General features: G+C 73.5%; 8 protein-coding genes and 1 pseudogene. 8 read left to right on the forward strand and 1 reads right to left on the reverse strand.

What is annotated here, in order from left to right; genetic code table 11:
- Positions 1–182 precede the first annotated feature (182 nt).
- From G3I56_RS41015 to G3I56_RS41025, 3 genes are all read left to right on the forward strand, one after another.
- Positions 183–659 carry a macro domain-containing protein gene (locus tag G3I56_RS41015; RefSeq protein WP_164418365.1) on the forward strand — a complete coding sequence of 159 codons (477 nt, stop codon included), beginning with the start codon at positions 183–185 and terminating at the stop codon, positions 657–659.
- A 503-nt stretch (positions 660–1,162) separates the two neighbouring features.
- On the forward strand, positions 1,163–4,426 hold the full coding sequence (locus G3I56_RS41020; protein WP_164418367.1) for a BTAD domain-containing putative transcriptional regulator: 3,264 nt from the start codon (positions 1,163–1,165) through the stop codon (positions 4,424–4,426).
- A gap of 118 nt (positions 4,427–4,544) precedes the next feature.
- Positions 4,545–5,477 (forward strand): pyridoxamine 5'-phosphate oxidase family protein, encoded by a 933-nt coding sequence (locus G3I56_RS41025; RefSeq protein WP_164418369.1) that lies wholly within the window; start codon positions 4,545–4,547, stop codon positions 5,475–5,477.
- Positions 5,478–5,940: 463 nt separating this feature from the next.
- Here the strand turns inward: G3I56_RS41025 and G3I56_RS41030 are convergent, their stop codons facing one another.
- Positions 5,941–6,297: a hypothetical protein gene (locus tag G3I56_RS41030; protein WP_164418370.1), complete on the reverse strand. Its 357-nt coding sequence runs from the start codon at positions 6,295–6,297 to the stop codon at positions 5,941–5,943.
- 616 nt (positions 6,298–6,913) lie between these two features.
- On the opposite strand from G3I56_RS41030, the gene G3I56_RS41035 reads away from it, so the two are divergent.
- The 5 genes and pseudogenes from G3I56_RS41035 to G3I56_RS41055 form a co-directional block, all read left to right on the forward strand.
- Entirely contained in the window at positions 6,914–7,615 is a 702-nt protein-coding gene (locus G3I56_RS41035) for a response regulator transcription factor (RefSeq protein ID WP_164418372.1), read from the forward strand.
- A gap of 178 nt (positions 7,616–7,793) precedes the next feature.
- Positions 7,794–11,765, forward strand: a complete 3,972-nt coding sequence (gene eccCa, locus G3I56_RS41040; protein WP_164418374.1) for a type VII secretion protein EccCa — start codon at positions 7,794–7,796, stop codon at positions 11,763–11,765.
- Between the two features lie 175 nt (positions 11,766–11,940).
- Positions 11,941–13,401, forward strand: coding sequence for a type VII secretion integral membrane protein EccD (gene eccD, locus G3I56_RS41045; RefSeq protein WP_239135421.1), 1,461 nt, complete (start codon positions 11,941–11,943; stop codon positions 13,399–13,401).
- Between the two features lie 7 nt (positions 13,402–13,408).
- The gene (eccB, locus tag G3I56_RS41050; RefSeq protein ID WP_164418376.1) at positions 13,409–14,809 is read left to right on the forward strand and encodes a type VII secretion protein EccB; all 1,401 of its coding nucleotides are present in this window, start codon (positions 13,409–13,411) and stop codon (positions 14,807–14,809) included.
- 50 nt (positions 14,810–14,859) lie between these two features.
- Positions 14,860–16,115, forward strand: a pseudogene (locus G3I56_RS41055) (hypothetical protein); the annotation flags it as partial.

Raw genomic sequence — 16,115 nt, forward strand, 5'->3', positions numbered from 1 at the left:
GGCCGCGTGCTATCGGGCGAAGGCCGAGCGCGACCTGGGCCGCTTCGCACTGTCATACGTCACGCGCACTCGGCCCGGTCGATTCCGGGGCTGCCCGTTGAGCACCAGGAACGCGGCTCACGATGAGAGCGGCACGAGGAAAAGCATTGGCCTCTCGTCATGGAGAAGGCGATCATGACTCCGTGAAGCCGTTGAAGATCGTCTCGGGCGACGCGACCAACCCCCAGGCGAAGGGTCCGAAGGTCATCGCCCACATCTGCAACGACCTCGGTGGATGGGGCAAGGGATTCGTCCTGGCGATCTCACGTCACTGGCCCGAACCGGAGCGGGAGTACCGCCGCTGGCACCGCGAGCGCGCAGGTAACGGCTTCGCCCTCGGAGCTGTACAGATGGTCCGCGTCCGATCCGACATCTGGGTCGCGAACATGGTCGGGCAGCGTGGGATGAAAGTGGGAAGCGGCGGTCCGCCCATCCGATACGACGCCGTCGAACACTGCCTGCTCGCTGTCGCTGAGCACGCGCTTGCCAACAAGGCCTCCGTTCACATGCCTCGCATCGGCTGCGGCCTCGCCGGCGGCAAGTGGGAACGCGTCGAGCCGATCATCAGTACAACCCTGAGTGCCCGCGACATCGCCGTCACCGTCTACGACTACACCTGAGACCGCTTCTCTGCCTGGCCCCAGGGCCCCAGGTTCGTTGTCGACTTGCGGGCTCATCCTCGAGCGCGGGCCGCGTCTCCGCGCCCGGAGGACGCGAACGGCCCGCCGCTTCGGGGGAAAACGGCGGGCCGGACTGACCGTAACGGTGCCACACCCGTCGGCCCGGCGCACGCCGGAACAGTGAAATCGCAGCCGCCCAGGTTCTGCCGCCCGACAACGAACGGGGCCCGTCCGGTGTACGGACGGGCCCCGTGTATCGAGCGCCGGACAGGCCTTGCACCTGCATCTCCCCGCAGGAAGCGGGGCCCCCTGCGCCGGCCCGGCGTTGACTGATGTCAGGGTGCCCCCTGCGCGGGCAGCCCCGGCCTCACTTCTCCGGGGCGGACTGGATCTGCCGGACGCCTTTGCCCGCTTCCAGCGGTGGGCAGCATCAGAACGCGGCAGCATTCAAGGCGCCACGGGTCGGCAGAGCCCGGGTCCGGGTCGCTGTAGATTTGCACGTCATGCTCTGTGTTCGGGTCCTGGGGCCGATCGGTGCGGACATCGACGGTGCGCCCGTCCACCTCGGGAGTCCTCGGCAGCGTGCGCTCCTCGCACTGCTGCTGACGAGCCGTGGCGGCGTTGTGCCGGTCGACCGGCTGACCGATCGGCTGTGGCGCGGTCGGCCTCCGCACAAGGCGACCGCCTCGCTGCACGTCCATGTGTCGAATCTGCGCCGCGTCCTGGAGCCCGGCCGTCCTCCGCGCGGTCCGGCCGGGGTACTGGTCAGCACCCCGCCCGGGTACGCGCTGCGGTTGCCGGAGGACGCGGTCGACGCCTGGCGCTTCGAGGCGGCTGTGCGGCGGGCGCGTACGGTGTCGCCCGCCGAGGCCCTTCCCCTGCTGGAGGAAGCCCTGGGCTGGTGGCGCGGACCCGCGTACGGGGAGTGGGCCGGCGAGGAGTGGGCCGGCGCCGAGGTGGCCCGGCTGAGCGAACTGCGCACGGTGGCAAGGGAATTCGCGACCGTTGCGGCCCTCAGGGCCGGGCGGATCGCCGAGGCCGTACCCGGGGCCGAGTCGCTCGTCCGGGATCATCCGCTGCGGGAGGAGGGCTGGCGGCTGCTCGCCCTCGCGTTGTGGGCCTCCGGACGGCAGGCGGAGGCGCTGGCCGAGCTGCACCGGGCGGGCACGCTCATCGCCGATGAACTCGGGCTGGGCCCCGGGGACGCCCTGACCGAGGTGGAGACGGCGCTTCGGACCGGGCGGACGGAGGTACTGCATGCCGTCGTACCGGAACCCGGGCCCGCGGCCCTCGCCCCGGCTGCGGACGAGCTGTTCGTGGGACGCGACGACGATCTGCGGGCGCTGGACGACGCCGCGCGAGCCGCCCGTACGGGCGGCGGCGTAGTACTGGTCACCGGTGAGGCGGGAGCCGGCAAGTCCGCGCTGCTCGCCCGGTTCCGCGGGAGGCTGCTGGACGAGGGCTGGACGGTGGTGGTCGGGCGCTGCCCCGAGTCCGACGGCGCACCGCCCGCGTGGGCGTGGGCGGAGGCGCTGGGCGCCCTCGCCAGACGGACACCCCCTGCCGATCCCGAAGCGCTGGGAGCCTTGTTGTACGAGCAGGAGGCTTCTTCGGAATCGGCTGACCCGACGGCGGACGGGCCGGGCCGGGACGCGGTGCGCGACGGCCGGGCGGGCTCCGGCCGGTTCAGGCTGCACCAGGCGTTCAGCGCCTGGCTGCGGACCGCCGCCGGCGGGGCACCGCTGGCCGTGATCATCGACGACCTGCACCGCGCGGACGGGGAGACGCTGGCCCTGCTGGAGCGGAGCGCCGACCTCGCGGGGGCGCCGGTGCTGGTGATCACCGCGTACCGACCGACCGACGCCGGTGACCGGCTGACCAACACCCTCGCCGAGCTCGCCCGCCGTTCGCCGCACCGGCTGGTGCTCGGCGGGCTGCCGGCGCACGACGTGGGCACCCTGGTCACCTCGGTCTGCGGCACACCGGTCGGGGCCGCCACCGTGACCGCGCTGACCGAGCGGACCGGCGGCAACCCCTTCTACGTAAGGGAGAGCGCCCGCCTGCTCGCCGCCGAGGGCGTCCTGGTGGCCATCTCCGAGGTGCCGCAGGGCATACGGGATGTGTTGCGCCGACGGCTGCGACAGCTTCCGACCGGTGCGCTCGCCGTGCTCCAACTCGCCTCGGTGGCCGGGCAGGAGACCGAGGTGAGCGTGCTCGCCGAGGCCGCCGACGTATCCGAGCACGAGGTTCTCGACGGGCTGGAGGCCGGCGTCATGGCGGGGTTGCTGACCGAGCCGGCACCGGGCCGGGTCAGGTTCGCGCACACGCTGGTCCGCGACACCCTGTACACCGATCTGGTGGGGGTGCGCCGCGCACGCCTGCACACCCGGCTGGCGGAGGTCCTGCGGCGGTTGCGTCCTGACGACGCGGCGGCGCTGGCGCACCACTTCGCGCGGTCGGGCACCGCGCAGACGGCGTCGCTCGCCGCCGACTACTCGCTGCGCGCGGCCGAACTGGCCGAGCGGCGCTACGCCCACGACACAGCGGTGGAACTGCTCGACCAGGCCATCGAGTGCTTCGCGTTGATACCTTCCGCGCGGGAGGAGCGCCCCGGGCAACTGGTCTTTCTGCTCGGGCGGTTGCTGCGGGCACAGATCCGGGCCGGGGCGATCGTGTCCGCGCGGTCCACCCTCCAACGCGCCATCGAGACGGCCGAGGTCGTCGGATCCGACGACCTCGTGAGCGCGGCGGACGGTGCGTGGAACGGCCCGCCACACTCGCTCAGCGGCCCGCACGGTCTGGTCACTCCGGCCGCCGTCGACACGTTCGTCGACCGGCTGACCGCGCGCGCGGACCTGGACCCCGCCGTCCTCGCCCGGCGGGCGTCGGCGTCCGCGGATGGCGCGGCGGCGTCCCGGGCGGCCCGGCGACAGCTGACCGTCGCCCGTGCGATCGGCGATCCCCTGCTGCTCGCCTGCGCCCTGACCGCGACGGCGGCGATGCCGCACGGGGCGCCGACTGACCGACGGGAACTGCTGGCCGCCGAGGTACGGGCGCTCGGATACGCGCACGACCTGCCCGCGAACCGCTGGGTCCGCGAGCACATCGGCGGCATGGCCGCCGGCGCCCGCAACGATGCCGGGGCAGTACGGAGGCACGCCGAGGAAGGCCTGGCTCTCGCCCAGCGGTACCGGCTGGTGGAGGCGGAGGCGGTCAGCCTCTCCACCATGGCGATGCTCGCCCATGTGGAGGGCCGCTTCGACGAGAGCGAAGCGCTCTACACCGATGTACGGGACCGGCTGCGGCACAACGGATCCGCGCAGGGGGACTTCGTACACGCCCTGGGTCTGATCACCATCCGGCTCAGCCAGGATCGCGTTGGGCACCGAGTCTCCCAGGAGACCGATCCGCTGCTGCGGATGCTCCACGCGATGTCCACCCCCGGTGTGCGCACTCCGCCGCCGGTGCCCGGCTACCTGTTCGGCATCGCCCTGGCGATCCGCTCGGAACTGGCCCTCCGGCTCGGCGACCGGGCTGCCGCGCGGGCGTTGATCCCACTGTTGAGCCCCGTACGTGACCAGCTCGCCGGCGCCGCCAGCACCTCCTTCGCCTGCCGCCCCGTCGCCCATTTCCTGGGCGGCCTCCACCGGCTCCTCGGTGACGAGCCCGAGGCGGACGTGCAGTTCGCCCATGCCGAGGTTGTCGCCCGGCAGTGGGGTTCGGAGCACCTGGCTGCCGCCGCACGCGAGGCCGCCGCCGGCCGCTGAGGGCTGGAGCCGCGCCGGCACTCCGGTTTCTGCCTGGAAGACTCCAGGTCTGTGCCCCAAAGGCCTTGTTCGGCATAGAGGCCCGGACAGGGCCGCAGCACCGCCTAGGTTTCTGCGCATGACCATTCTCGACCCGGCCCTCACCGACACGATGGACGCGTACCGCACCTGCGAATTCGTGACCCTGGGGCGTGACGGCACCCCTCTGACGTGGCCGACCGCCGCCCGCCGTCGCAAGGACGGCACCTTGCTGGTGACGACGTCACTGGCTTTCGCGCAGAAAGCTCTCAACGTGCGCAGGGACGGCAGGGTGGCACTGCTGTTCTCCGACCCGACGGGCAGCGGGCTGACCGACGCGCCCCAACTGTTCGTCACCGGTACGGCGGTGTGTCCGGACGACATCGTGACGGGCCCCGAGGGCGCGGAGGACTACTGGACCACCCTGTTCGAGCGGCAGCCCGACAGCCGCAAGTACGTTGTCCCGCCCGGCCGGTGGCTCATGGGCTGGTACTACCTGCGACTGCACATCACGGTGACCCCGACGCGGGTGACCACCCGGCCCCCGCTGGCCCCGTTCGCAGCCACCGCCCCGGTCCCGGCCGGGCCGCGGCCACTGGGCGCCGGTCTGCTTGCCCGCTTCCCCAGCGCGGTGCTGGGCGCCCGGGACGCCTCCGGCGCACCCGTACTGGTGCGTACGCGGACCGAGCCGACCGAAGACGGCTTCGCCGTCGAACCGGACCCCGACCACGAGATGGTGCCGGGTCCGGCCAGTCTGCTGGTGCACCGGCACGACGACCGCCTCACGAACCTGCACAACGCGCTCGTACGGGGCGAGCTTCGCACTGACGGCGCCCGCTGGTGGGTGGTCCCGGAGAAGGTGATCGAGCCGACGGGCGCGGGCCGGGCTGCCGACATGTTCCGTACCCTGCGCAACGCCCGCAGAGCCACCGACAGTTATCTGGAACGGCGCGGTCTGGCCCGCCCGGTGGTGCGGTGGGACGGTTTCAGGGCCCTCGCCCACGAGGCGGCGGCGCGGCCTGTGAACGGATAGCGGCAGCCGCGCGGGCGGCGGCAGCCAGGTGTCCCGAGTCCCGCTGCCGGGCGACGGCCTCGGCATGCGCGAACTGCCCGCGCGTCTCGGACTCGTCACCGAGCAGTCGGTACACCTCGCCCAGTGAGTGGGTGAGCGGCAAGGTGGCGAACACCGTCGTGGCTGCGCCGCCCGGCTGGTCGCGCGGCGGAAGCAGCAGCGGGACGAGCCCGGCGGCAGCGCGGCGGTCCCAGCGCGTCGTGGAGAAACCGGCCGTACGGCCCCGCCTCGTCAGCCCGCCAGGAGCAGTGCCACAACAGCGCGTTGACGAGGGGCACCGAGGTCGACCGGGAATCCGCCTTGATCTGAGTGAGTGGACCCCAGGACCTGAACGCTCAGTGCGATCACGGATGTCAGGCCCACGGCAGGCAGCCGTGCACGCCAAGAAGATGCCAAGCGGTGCTCCGGGCGGGCCCCGCCGGGGTCACCAGAGGTAGAAGCCCGCGGCGGAGGCCGTCCCGGTGGTGGAGACCCCGGTGCCGACGGCGTCGTTGAAGCTGAAGAAGCCGATGTAGCGGCCGTTGCTCTGGTACAGCTCGACGACGTCCTTGCTCTGGCCGGCGACACCGACCGTGGTGCAGGTGCCGGGGTCGACCAGCGTGGTCGAGGAGTGCGACGCGGTGAACACCGCGTAGGACGTGTAGTAGCCGTCCGAGCAGAGGGTGAACCGGTACGGCGTCGCGGCCTGGGCCGGTGTTCCGAGGACGAGACACGCCGCAGCGGCGGTGACGGCGGTGAAAGCGGCGGTGAACATGTGACGACGCCGGTTGGTGCTGGCCATGGATACCTCATCGGGCAGGAGTACGGAGGCCGACGGGCGGTCGGCAGCCACACCGAACCATGGCCCGGGACGGCCCGCCGACAGCCCGTCCCGGGGTTGCCCGGTCGGCTCCCGATCACTGCACGATCGGCTCGCGTCGGCCCCGGCACGGGTACGCGCGACCTACGATCGGCCGCATACCCGCTTCGCGTCACCGGTCGTCCGGTGCACCGCCGGTGACCGTGTAACGCCTGGTCCGGCGGCGGCCGGGGCAGCGGAGAGCGTGGCGCCAAGCCGACGTTAAGCAGGCGCCAAGCCCGGCGTCGGAGGATCCGGGCATCGCTGTGTCGACGGCGTGAAGAGGAGCACACGCTTGTCCACCGCGAACATCACCGAGCCACACCCCGGGGCGCCCCGGCAGTGGATTCCGTCGCGCCCGTCGGCCTCCCCCGTGGGGGATCCGGCGGACCGGCGCGCCACTCTCGCCGGAACCGGAGGCGCCGGAGCCGGGTCCGCGCTCCCGGCCGGCGGCCACCGGAACCGGGCCCGTAGGGGAGGTGGTGTCCCGGGACCGGCGGTGGCCTCCGCCGGTCCCGGGACGTCACCGGCACCGATCCCTCCCTGGAGTGAAAGCGACATGCAGCACTACACCGTGGGCGACATCGAGACGCGTCCGGCGGCGAGCGCCGGAGGCCGGCGGGCCGTGGCGGGAACCGTGGCCGTCTCGGTGATCGCCAATGACCCGATCACCGGAGAGGGGACGATCGCGTGCCTGCGCACCTACACCGGGCTGAAGCTGCTGTCGGCCGACGAACGGCCGGGCGCCGACGTGATCCTGATGCTGGCGAACGAGGTCACCGAGAACACGATGCAGGTGATGGAGACGGTCGCGGACCGCTCGTCGAATCCCGGGATGGGCATCGTGCTGGTCACCGAGCGGCTGCGCGACCAGCATGTGATGCGGGCCTTCCAGTGCGGTCTGCGAGGTGTGATGTCCCGTCAGGTCTCCGGGTTCAACTCGGTGGTGGAGGCGGTGCGCGAGGTCGGGACCGGCGGCGCGTATCTGCCGCCGCCGCTCCAGGGGTGGCTGGTGGACCGGCTCCAGTCGATCCAGCGCGATGTGCTCGCACCGCTGGGGATGACCGCGTCGGGCCTGGAGACCCGTGAGGTGGCCGTCCTGCGGCTGCTCGCCGAAGGCATGGACACCACCGAGATAGCCGAGCATCTGAGCTACTCGGAGCGCACCATCAAGAACATCATCAGCGGCATGATGACCCGGCTCGGTCTGCGCAACCGCACCCAGGCCGTGGCCCACGCGCTGCGCAGCGGAGCCCTGTGAACCACCGGACAGCCATGGCGCGCCGACCGCCCGCCGCCGGGCGGTGCCCCGCTTCCCCCGGAGGGAACGGCCGGTGGTCCTCGAGGGCAACGTCCGGGTCCTCGGCCCGGGTCCGGGACCTGCGGCTTCTATCGTCAGCGCGGCGCACGGGCGCCGTTACCGTGGAGAACACCTTTAAATGAGCACTGTCATCGTGAAGCGCGCACCGCGCGTCCACGGGCCCGAGGAACCGTCCGAACAGGTCGAACTGGCAGAACCGCCGGTACTGGCCGAACCGGCCACCGCCGACTTCTCCTCCGTCCTGGTCTATCTGCCGATGGCCCTGGGCACCATGGCCATGGTCATGATGTTCTCGCTGCGCGACGGCTCACCGACGACCTATCTCATGTCCGGCATGATGGGCATCTCCATGGTCGGGATGAGCCTGGGCCAGCTGGGCCGGTCGGGTTCGGACCGCAAGCGGCAGATGCAGGCCGAGCGACGCGACTACCTGCGCTATCTGGCCCAGTTGCGGCGCAGGGCACGGACCGCCGCCGACGCGCAGCGGACCGCCGCGCTGTGGGACAACCCGTCCCCGGGGCGCCTGTGGTCACTGGCGGGCGGGCCTCGTGTCTGGGAACGCCGCCCGGGGCACGACGACTTCGCGCGGATCCGGATCGGTCTGGGTTCGCGGGCCTCGGCCCTGGAGTTCCTGCCCCCGAAGACGAAACCGATCGAGGACCTGGAGCCGCTGTCGGCGATCTCGTTGCGGCGCTTCTCGCGGGCCGTGCAGAACGTGACGGGCATGCCGCTGCCGGTCGGGCTGCGGCGGTTCAGCAGTGTGGAGCTGACCGGTGATCCGGAGCAGTCGCTGCGGCTGGCGCGGTCGATGCTCGGGCAGCTTGCGGTGCTCCACTCCCCCGACGACCTGCGGATCGCGCTGCTCACCGACGAGGCGGGGCTCACCGAGTGGGACTGGCTCAAGTGGCTTCCGCACAACGCGCATCCGAGCCAGGAGGACGCCTCGGGTCCGCTGCGGCTGGCGGCCTGCGATCACGACGACCTGATGGAGCTCCTGGGCCCGGGGCTCACCGACCGCCCCGACCACGACCCGGCGTCCGTGCCCGGCCCGACCGAGCCGTTCACCGTGGTGGTGGCCCACCGGGTACGGCTGCCGGAGTCCAGCCGGCTGCTCGGCCCAGGGCTGCGCGGGACGGTGCTGCTCGACCTGACCGACGCCCTGCCCGGCGGCCCCAGGACGCTGCGGCTGACGCTCGGCGAAGGCGACGTCACCTTCCCATCGGGCGAGACCACCGGCACCGCGCGCGCCGACGGGCTGGGCAAGGCCGCCGCCGAGGATCTGGCGCGGCTGCTGGCGCCGCTGCGCACCAGCGGGACCGTGGACCTCGTCGACAAGCCGCTGGAGTCGGACTTCGACCTGACCGCGCTGCTCGGTCTGCGGGACGTGCGGACCTTCGACGTGGCCGCCAAGTGGCGCCCCAGGGCCGCCCTGGAGGCCCGGCTGCGGGTGCCGGTCGGTGTCACCGAGGACGGTGAGATCGTCGAACTCGACCTCAAGGAGTCGGCGCAGGGCGGCATGGGCCCGCACGGGCTGCTGATCGGCGCCACCGGATCCGGCAAGAGCGAGCTGCTGCGGACCCTGGTGGCCGCGCTCGCCGCCACCCACTCGTCGGAGGTCCTCAACCTGGTCCTGGTCGACTTCAAGGGCGGCGCGACCTTCATCGGCATGGACCGGCTGCCGCACACCTCCGCGGTGATCACCAACCTGGCCGACGAACTGCCACTGGTCGACCGGATGCGGGACTCCCTCAACGGCGAGATGATCCGCCGTCAGGAACTCCTCCGCGAGAGCGGGTACGCCTCCCTGCTGGACTACGAGAAGGCCAGAGCCTCCGGCATCCGGCTGGCCCCGCTGCCCTCGCTGCTCCTCGTGGTCGACGAATTCTCCGAACTCCTTGCCAACAAGCCGGAGTTCGTCGACCTGTTCGTCTCGATCGGACGGCTCGGCCGAAGCCTGGGCGTCCATCTCCTGCTCGCCTCCCAGCGGCTCGACGAGAGCCGCATCCACCGGGTCGAGGGCCATCTGTCGTACCGGATCGCGCTGCGCACCTTCTCCTCCATGGAGTCGCGCAGTGTGATCGGGGTGTCCCACGCCTACGAGCTGCCGTCCAGCCCCGGCCACGGCTACCTCAAGGTCGACACCACCACGCTCGTCCGGTTCAAGTCGGCCTACGTCTCGGGTGCCGTCCCGGCCGGTGCGGCACCGCCCGACGAGCATGCCGAGCGGATCAGGGTGGCCGGTGAGGTCGCCCCCTTCGTCCTCGGGCAGGCCCCCGGTTCGGCCGCGCCGGATCCGGCAGGACCAGGGCTGGACAGCGCGCTGCCCGGTCGTCCCGACGACCGGCCGGAGCCCGACAGTTCGGAGAGTCTGCTGGAGGCGCTGATCGACCGGCTGGCCGGGGCCGGGCCGCCGGCCAGGCAGGTGTGGCTGCCGCCGCTGGACGTCGCCCCCAGCCTCGACCAGCTGCTGCCCGGCATCGTTCCCGACCCGGTACGCGGTATGAGCGCCGCCGACCACCCCGGTCTGGGCCGGCTGCGGATCCCGCTGGGCATGGTGGACCGCCCCTTCGAGCAGCTCCGCGAGATGCTGGTGGCCGACCTGTCCGGCGCCGACGGACATCTCGGTGTGGTCGGCGCCCCGCAGAGCGGCAAGTCCACCCTGCTGCGCACCCTGATGCTCTCGCTGTCGCTCACCCACACCCCGCGCGAAGTGCAGTTCTACTGCCTGGACTTCGGCGGCGGCGGTCTGGCGTCGGTCTCCGGGCTGCCGCACGTCGGCTCGGTGGCCGGACGTCTGGACCGCGACCGGGTGATCCGGACCGTGGCCCAGCTGACCCAGCTGCTCGAACAGCGGGAGCAGCGGTTCACCGACCTCGGTGTGGAGTCGATGTCGGCGTACCGGGCGCTGCGGGCCCGCGGCGAGGTCGAGGACCCGTTCGGCGACGTGTTCCTCATCGTGGACAACTGGGGAACGCTGCGGCAGGACTTCGAGGAGCTGGAGACCCGGGTCAACGACCTGGCGGCCCGCGGACTGTCGTTCGGCATCCACCTGGTGGCGTCCGCGGTGCGCTGGTCGGAGATCCGGCCGCGCCAGCGCGACCTGCTGGGCACCAAACTGGAGCTGCGGCTGGGCGACTCGATGGAGTCCGAGGTCAAGTCGCGGATCGCCGCCGGGGTTCCGTCCCAGCCGGGCCGCGGCATCACCTCGTCCGGCCACCACTTCCTGGGCGCACTCCCCCGCCTGGACAGTTCGTCCGACGCGGTGGACCTGGCCGAGGCGACCCGGGCGGCGGCGGCCGAGTCGGCCGCCTTCTGGACCGGCCCGCCCGCACCGGGCGTACGGCTGCTGCCGACCCGGCTGCCCGCCGAGCGGCTGCCAGTGCCCGACGGCGACCTGCGGATGTGCCTGGGCCTGGACGAGGAGCGGCTCGGCACGGTCTGGCACGACTTCCGCGTCACCCCGCATCTGTTGGTCTTCGGCGACGGCGAGACCGGCAAGACCAACGCGCTGCGGCTCGTGGCCCGTGCCATCACCACCCGGTACCGTCCCGACCAGGCGCGGATCATTCTCGGCGACCCCGGCCGGGCCCTTGCCTCGTCGGTGCCGCCGGAGTACCGCGTCGGCTACGCGGTCGGCGGGGACGCGCTGAGCGACCTCGCCACCAGCACCGCCGTCTCGATGGGCAAGCGGCTCCCCGGCGCCGAGGTCACCCCGGAGCAGCTCGCCGGGCGGGACTGGTGGCAGGGACCGCGGCTGTTCATCCTCGTCGACGACTACGACCTGCTCGCGGCCTCCCCCGGGATGGCCGGCCCGCTCGCGCCGCTGGTGCCGCTGCTCGCGCAGGGCGCCCATGTCGCCATGCACGTCGTCGTCGCCCGGAGTACCTCCGGCGCGATGCGCTCCATGATGGATCCGCTGCTGCGGCGCATCTGGGAGCTGGGCAACCCGGCGCTGCTGCTCTCCTACCCCAAGGAGGAGGGTCGCTTCATCGGCGAGGCCAAACCCCGGACGCTGCCGGCCGGCCGCGCCCAACTCGCCACCCGGCGCGGTATCAAGCTCGTCCAGACCGGACTGGTGGAGGGCCGGTGACACCGCGTACCCGCAGTCCGGGGCCGCCACCTGTCCGCCTCGGGGGCCACACGTTCGCCGTCCGCGCCACCACCGTCATCGCCTCTGCTGTCCCCGCCCTTGCCGTCCCGGCCTCCGCCACCCACGCCCCCGCCGTCCCCGAACGCCGTGCACCACGGCACCTCCGAGGAACCCCTTGACCACCGCACCTCCCCTGCCCCCCTCCCGTACCGAACCGGCCCGGCGCGGCCGGAGCGCCGTCCCGGGCTCCGAGGGTGCCGGCCTGTGCCGGATCACCGTCGTCGGCAGAGACCGCAGGGCGGACCTGGCGGTGCCGGTCACCGCCACGGTGACCGCTCTGCTGCCGGTCCTGTTGCGCCATCTCGCGGCGTCCCCGGACCAGGAGGGCGGCCACTGGGTCCTGCAGCGCCTGGGCGAGGCCCCGCTCGCCCCCGAGGGGACCCCGGAGACCCTGGGACTGCGCCACGGCGACGTCCTCCACCTGCGTCCCGCCGAGGACCCGGTGCCGGAGCCCGATTTCGACGACGTGCCCGACGGGGTGGCCCAGACCCTGGCCTCCCGGCCCGGCCGCTGGCTCCCCGAGCACACCCGGCGTCTCCTGCTCGGCCTGGCCTGTCTGGTGCTCGCGGTGTTCGCGGGGGCCGTGACCTCAGCCGGGCCGGGTGCCACCGGCGCCCTGGGCTGCGCGGCGGCCGCACTGCTCCTCGCCGTCGGGGCTGTGGTCGCGGGCCGCGGCGCTTCCCCGGACCGTGCCACCGCCGTCGCCGCCGGGCTCGGCAGTCTGGTGTTCGCCACCCTGACCGGCCCGGCCCTGTCCGCCGCCCCGCGCGCCACCGGCGTACTGGGGCTGCTCTCCCCGGACCGCGACGGGGTGTTGGCCGCGGCGGCCGGCGCCGCGGTGATGTCCGGGCTGCTTCTCGTCGCGGCCGGGCTGCCGGTCGCGCTCTTCGGCACCCTGCTCGCCCTGGCACTCGCCGCCGAGGCCGGTGCGGTGCTCTGCGCCGTACTGGGCTGGAACGCGGCCGAGTCCGTGGCGACGCTCGCGGTCGCCGCCTTCGCCCTCGGCCCGGTCGCCCAGCGGGTCGCGCTGCGGCTGGCCCGGCTGCGCGTCCCGTACCTGCCCCGCAACGCGGACGAACTCGGCCAGGACATCGACCCCGAGCCAGGCGGACGCCTCGCCCGCCGGGTGCGGTCCGCCGACGACATCCTGACGGTGTTCACCACCGCCACCGCCGTGCTGGGTGCCGTCGCCTGCGGACTGCTCGTACGGCAGAGCGGATGGCTGTCCTGGCTGCTGCCCTGTGTCCTGGGGGCTGGTCTGCTGCTGCGGGCCCGCAGCATGAACGGAGTCCGGCAGCGAACCGCACTGGCGGTCGGCGGGGCGCTCGGGCCCTGCCTGGCGCTGCTCACAGCCGCGTCGGGCGGCGAGCCGCCGGCCCGGGCCGCCTCCGCCGTCGTACTACTGGCCGCCTCCGGGCTGCTGGCCGTCGCCGCCCGGCGGATGCCTGAGCGACGGATGCTTCCCGTCTGGGGACACGGCGCCGATGTCCTGGAGACGCTGACGGCTCTGGCGCTGGTCCCGATGGTGCTCCAACTCCTCGGCGCGTACGCCTACTTCCGCTCACTGGCCGGCTGAGGGCATCGTGCAGACCAAACGCGACCACCTGCACGCCTACCGGTTCGCCACCGGCCGGCTGTCCGCCGCCCTCGTGGGCGGGGACCCCGGCACGGGTGAGGCACCGATGCAACGGGCCTCTCTGGGCGTCGTCTTCGGCGTCGTCATCGGCGGCCTGCTGTGCGGCGGCGCCGCCGTGTTCGGGCTGATCTCGCCCGGCGGCAATTCCGCCTGGCGCAAGGCCGATTCGATCGTCGTCGAGGAGGAGACCGGCACCAGGTACCTCTTCATGGGCGGCAGGCTGCGGCCCACCGCGAACTACGCCTCCGTGCTGCTCGCCCTCAAGGGCCACGCGAAGGTGGTGAGCGTCTCGCGCAACTCGCTCGCCGGGGTGCCCCACGGCGCCCCGGTGGGCATCACCGGAGCCCCCGACTCGCTGCCCCGGGCCGATGACCTGCTGCCCGGCCACTGGACCTGGTGCGCGACGCCCGGCACGGCCGGAGCGCTGACCCTCGGCCCCGGCGCCCCGGGAACCGCGCTGCCCGCGAACACCCGGGTACTGCTGGCCGCGCCCGGTGGCAAGCGGTACGTGCTGTGGCACAACACCGGCTACCCGGTGTCGGACCGGTCCGTCGTCGTCGCCCTCGGGCTGGATGTGCGCCCCGCCGTCACCGTGAGCGCGCAGTGGCTCGCCCAGCTCCCCACCGGCGGCACGCTGTCCGCCGCCCGTGTCACGGGCACCGGCGGGGCCGCTCCGTCGGTGGGTGGCGGGGTCGGCCGGATCGGCGACCTCTTCCGCTCCAGCGCGGGCGGGGTGGAACAGACCTATCTGTTGCGCGCCGACGGCCTGGCGCCGATCAGCGTCACCGAGGCCGCGCTGCTGGCCGCCAGACCCGGCGGCGGGGCCCCCCGGGAACTGGACGCCGCCGAGGTGTCGGCCGCACCGGCGTCCAAGGACCGCTCGCTGCTGGACCGGCTGCCCGACCTGATGGCCTCCGGCACCGCTTACGACCCCGGCAGCCGGCCACTGTGCCTGCGGCAGCGGGCCTCCGGCACCGCGGTCAGCTCCACCGTGGTCACCGGCACCGCGCGGGACGCCACGGCCACGGACGCCACGACGACGGCCGTCACGGTGCCCGGCGGCAGCGGCATGCTGGCGGCGCCGCTCCCGCAGGCGTCGGACAGCGGCGAAGGCGAGCTGTATCTGATCACCGATCAGGGGGTGCGCTACCGGATCGCCGACGACAAGGCCGTCTCCGCCCTCGGCTACGACGACGCCACCGTGCGGCACCTCCCGCGGGACGTGCTCGCCCTGCTGCCGGGCGGACCGGTCCTGGACACCCTCACCGCCACCGGTACCGCGGGCGTCCCCGCCGGGCCCCCGGCCCAGGGGACCTCCGCCCAGGGTGCCTCCGGCGGGGGGCGGTGACGATGCGGTTCGCGCCTCGGAAACCCCGGACTTGGACCGGCACGGGGTCCATGGACAGCGTGCGGGCCGGCAGTGCGCTGCTCGTCCACCCCACCGGACGGCTCGACCCCCGGTCGCGGCAGTTCGCCTCGGGCCTGGCCGCCGACCGCGAACACACCCTGGTGGTGGTCGACCTGCACGCCGCCGCGCCCCGTGCGGAGTGGGAGGCGGTGGCCGGCCTGCTCGCCGACGACAGCGGCGGCGGGCTCCGGCTCGTCGTCGGACGCGGCTCGCCCGAGGACACCATGCGGGTCTCCCAGTGGCTCGCCGACCGGCTGGGCCGCACCGTGGTCGCGCCCGACGCCGCGGTCCTCCCCGCAGCCGGAGGCGGCCTCTTCGTACCCCCCGACCGGGGTACCGGCTGGTACGTGTTGCGCCCGGGGCGTGACCCCCGTGCGGACTCCCGCCACTTCCCCCGCCCCGCCTGGGAGACGTCGGCCGCCGACCTGCCCTGGGCCACCAGCGACACCGGCACGGCGGAGCCGGTGCCCGGCGGGGTGTGGCTCCGGCACACCCTCGTGGAGGCAGGCGCATTGGCCGCCCAGCGCCGCCAGCTCGCCGCCGGGGTCCACTCCGGCCGGCCCGGCCTACTCATGGTGGTCCTCGGCAACCCCGGCATGCCGGGGTTGCCGCTGGGTGACGTCACCCGGTTCTGGGACGCGCTGCCCGCCCCCAGCCGGGCCATGGTCCGCTTCGTGCCCTTCGGGCAACTGGCCGTGCCCGCCGGTGAGACCGCCGGGCAGGCGCTCGCCGAGCTGCTGGACTATCCGGTGGCGATGTTCACCGGTCTGCCCGGCGCGGGTGCGCCCGGCACCGAGGGGCACGATGTCCGGGTGCCCGTCGACGGGGCCTCCCCCGGCTGGCGGCCCTTCGCCCAGGAGTTGGGCCACCGTCCCCGGCTGAACGCAGACGATCCGGTTGAACCCCCGGTCCTGCTTGCCCACCGCGCGCCGCTGGACGGACTGGAACCCATCGGTCCCGGCCTGTACCGGTACTCGCAGGGCACGGTCCTGGAGGTGGTGCAGAGCGGACTGTGGGTCCGGCCCGCCGACGAACCCGTGGACGCGGAGGCCGTACGCGGCATCCCGCCGCGGCCGGAGGGCGGGCTGATCATCCACGACGCCGGACCCGACGCGGCGTGGATGCGGCGGATCGCCACGGAGGTCCTGCGGCGGCTGGACGCGGAGACCGGCCGGATGTGCCGACCGGTCTCCGCGTCCGACGCCCGCGCCGCGGCGGAACGGTCCCGGCGGACCAGCGCCGCGGC

The organism is Streptomyces sp. SID12488 (genome assembly GCF_010548275.1).
GTDB lineage: Bacteria > Actinomycetota > Actinomycetes > Streptomycetales > Streptomycetaceae > Streptomyces.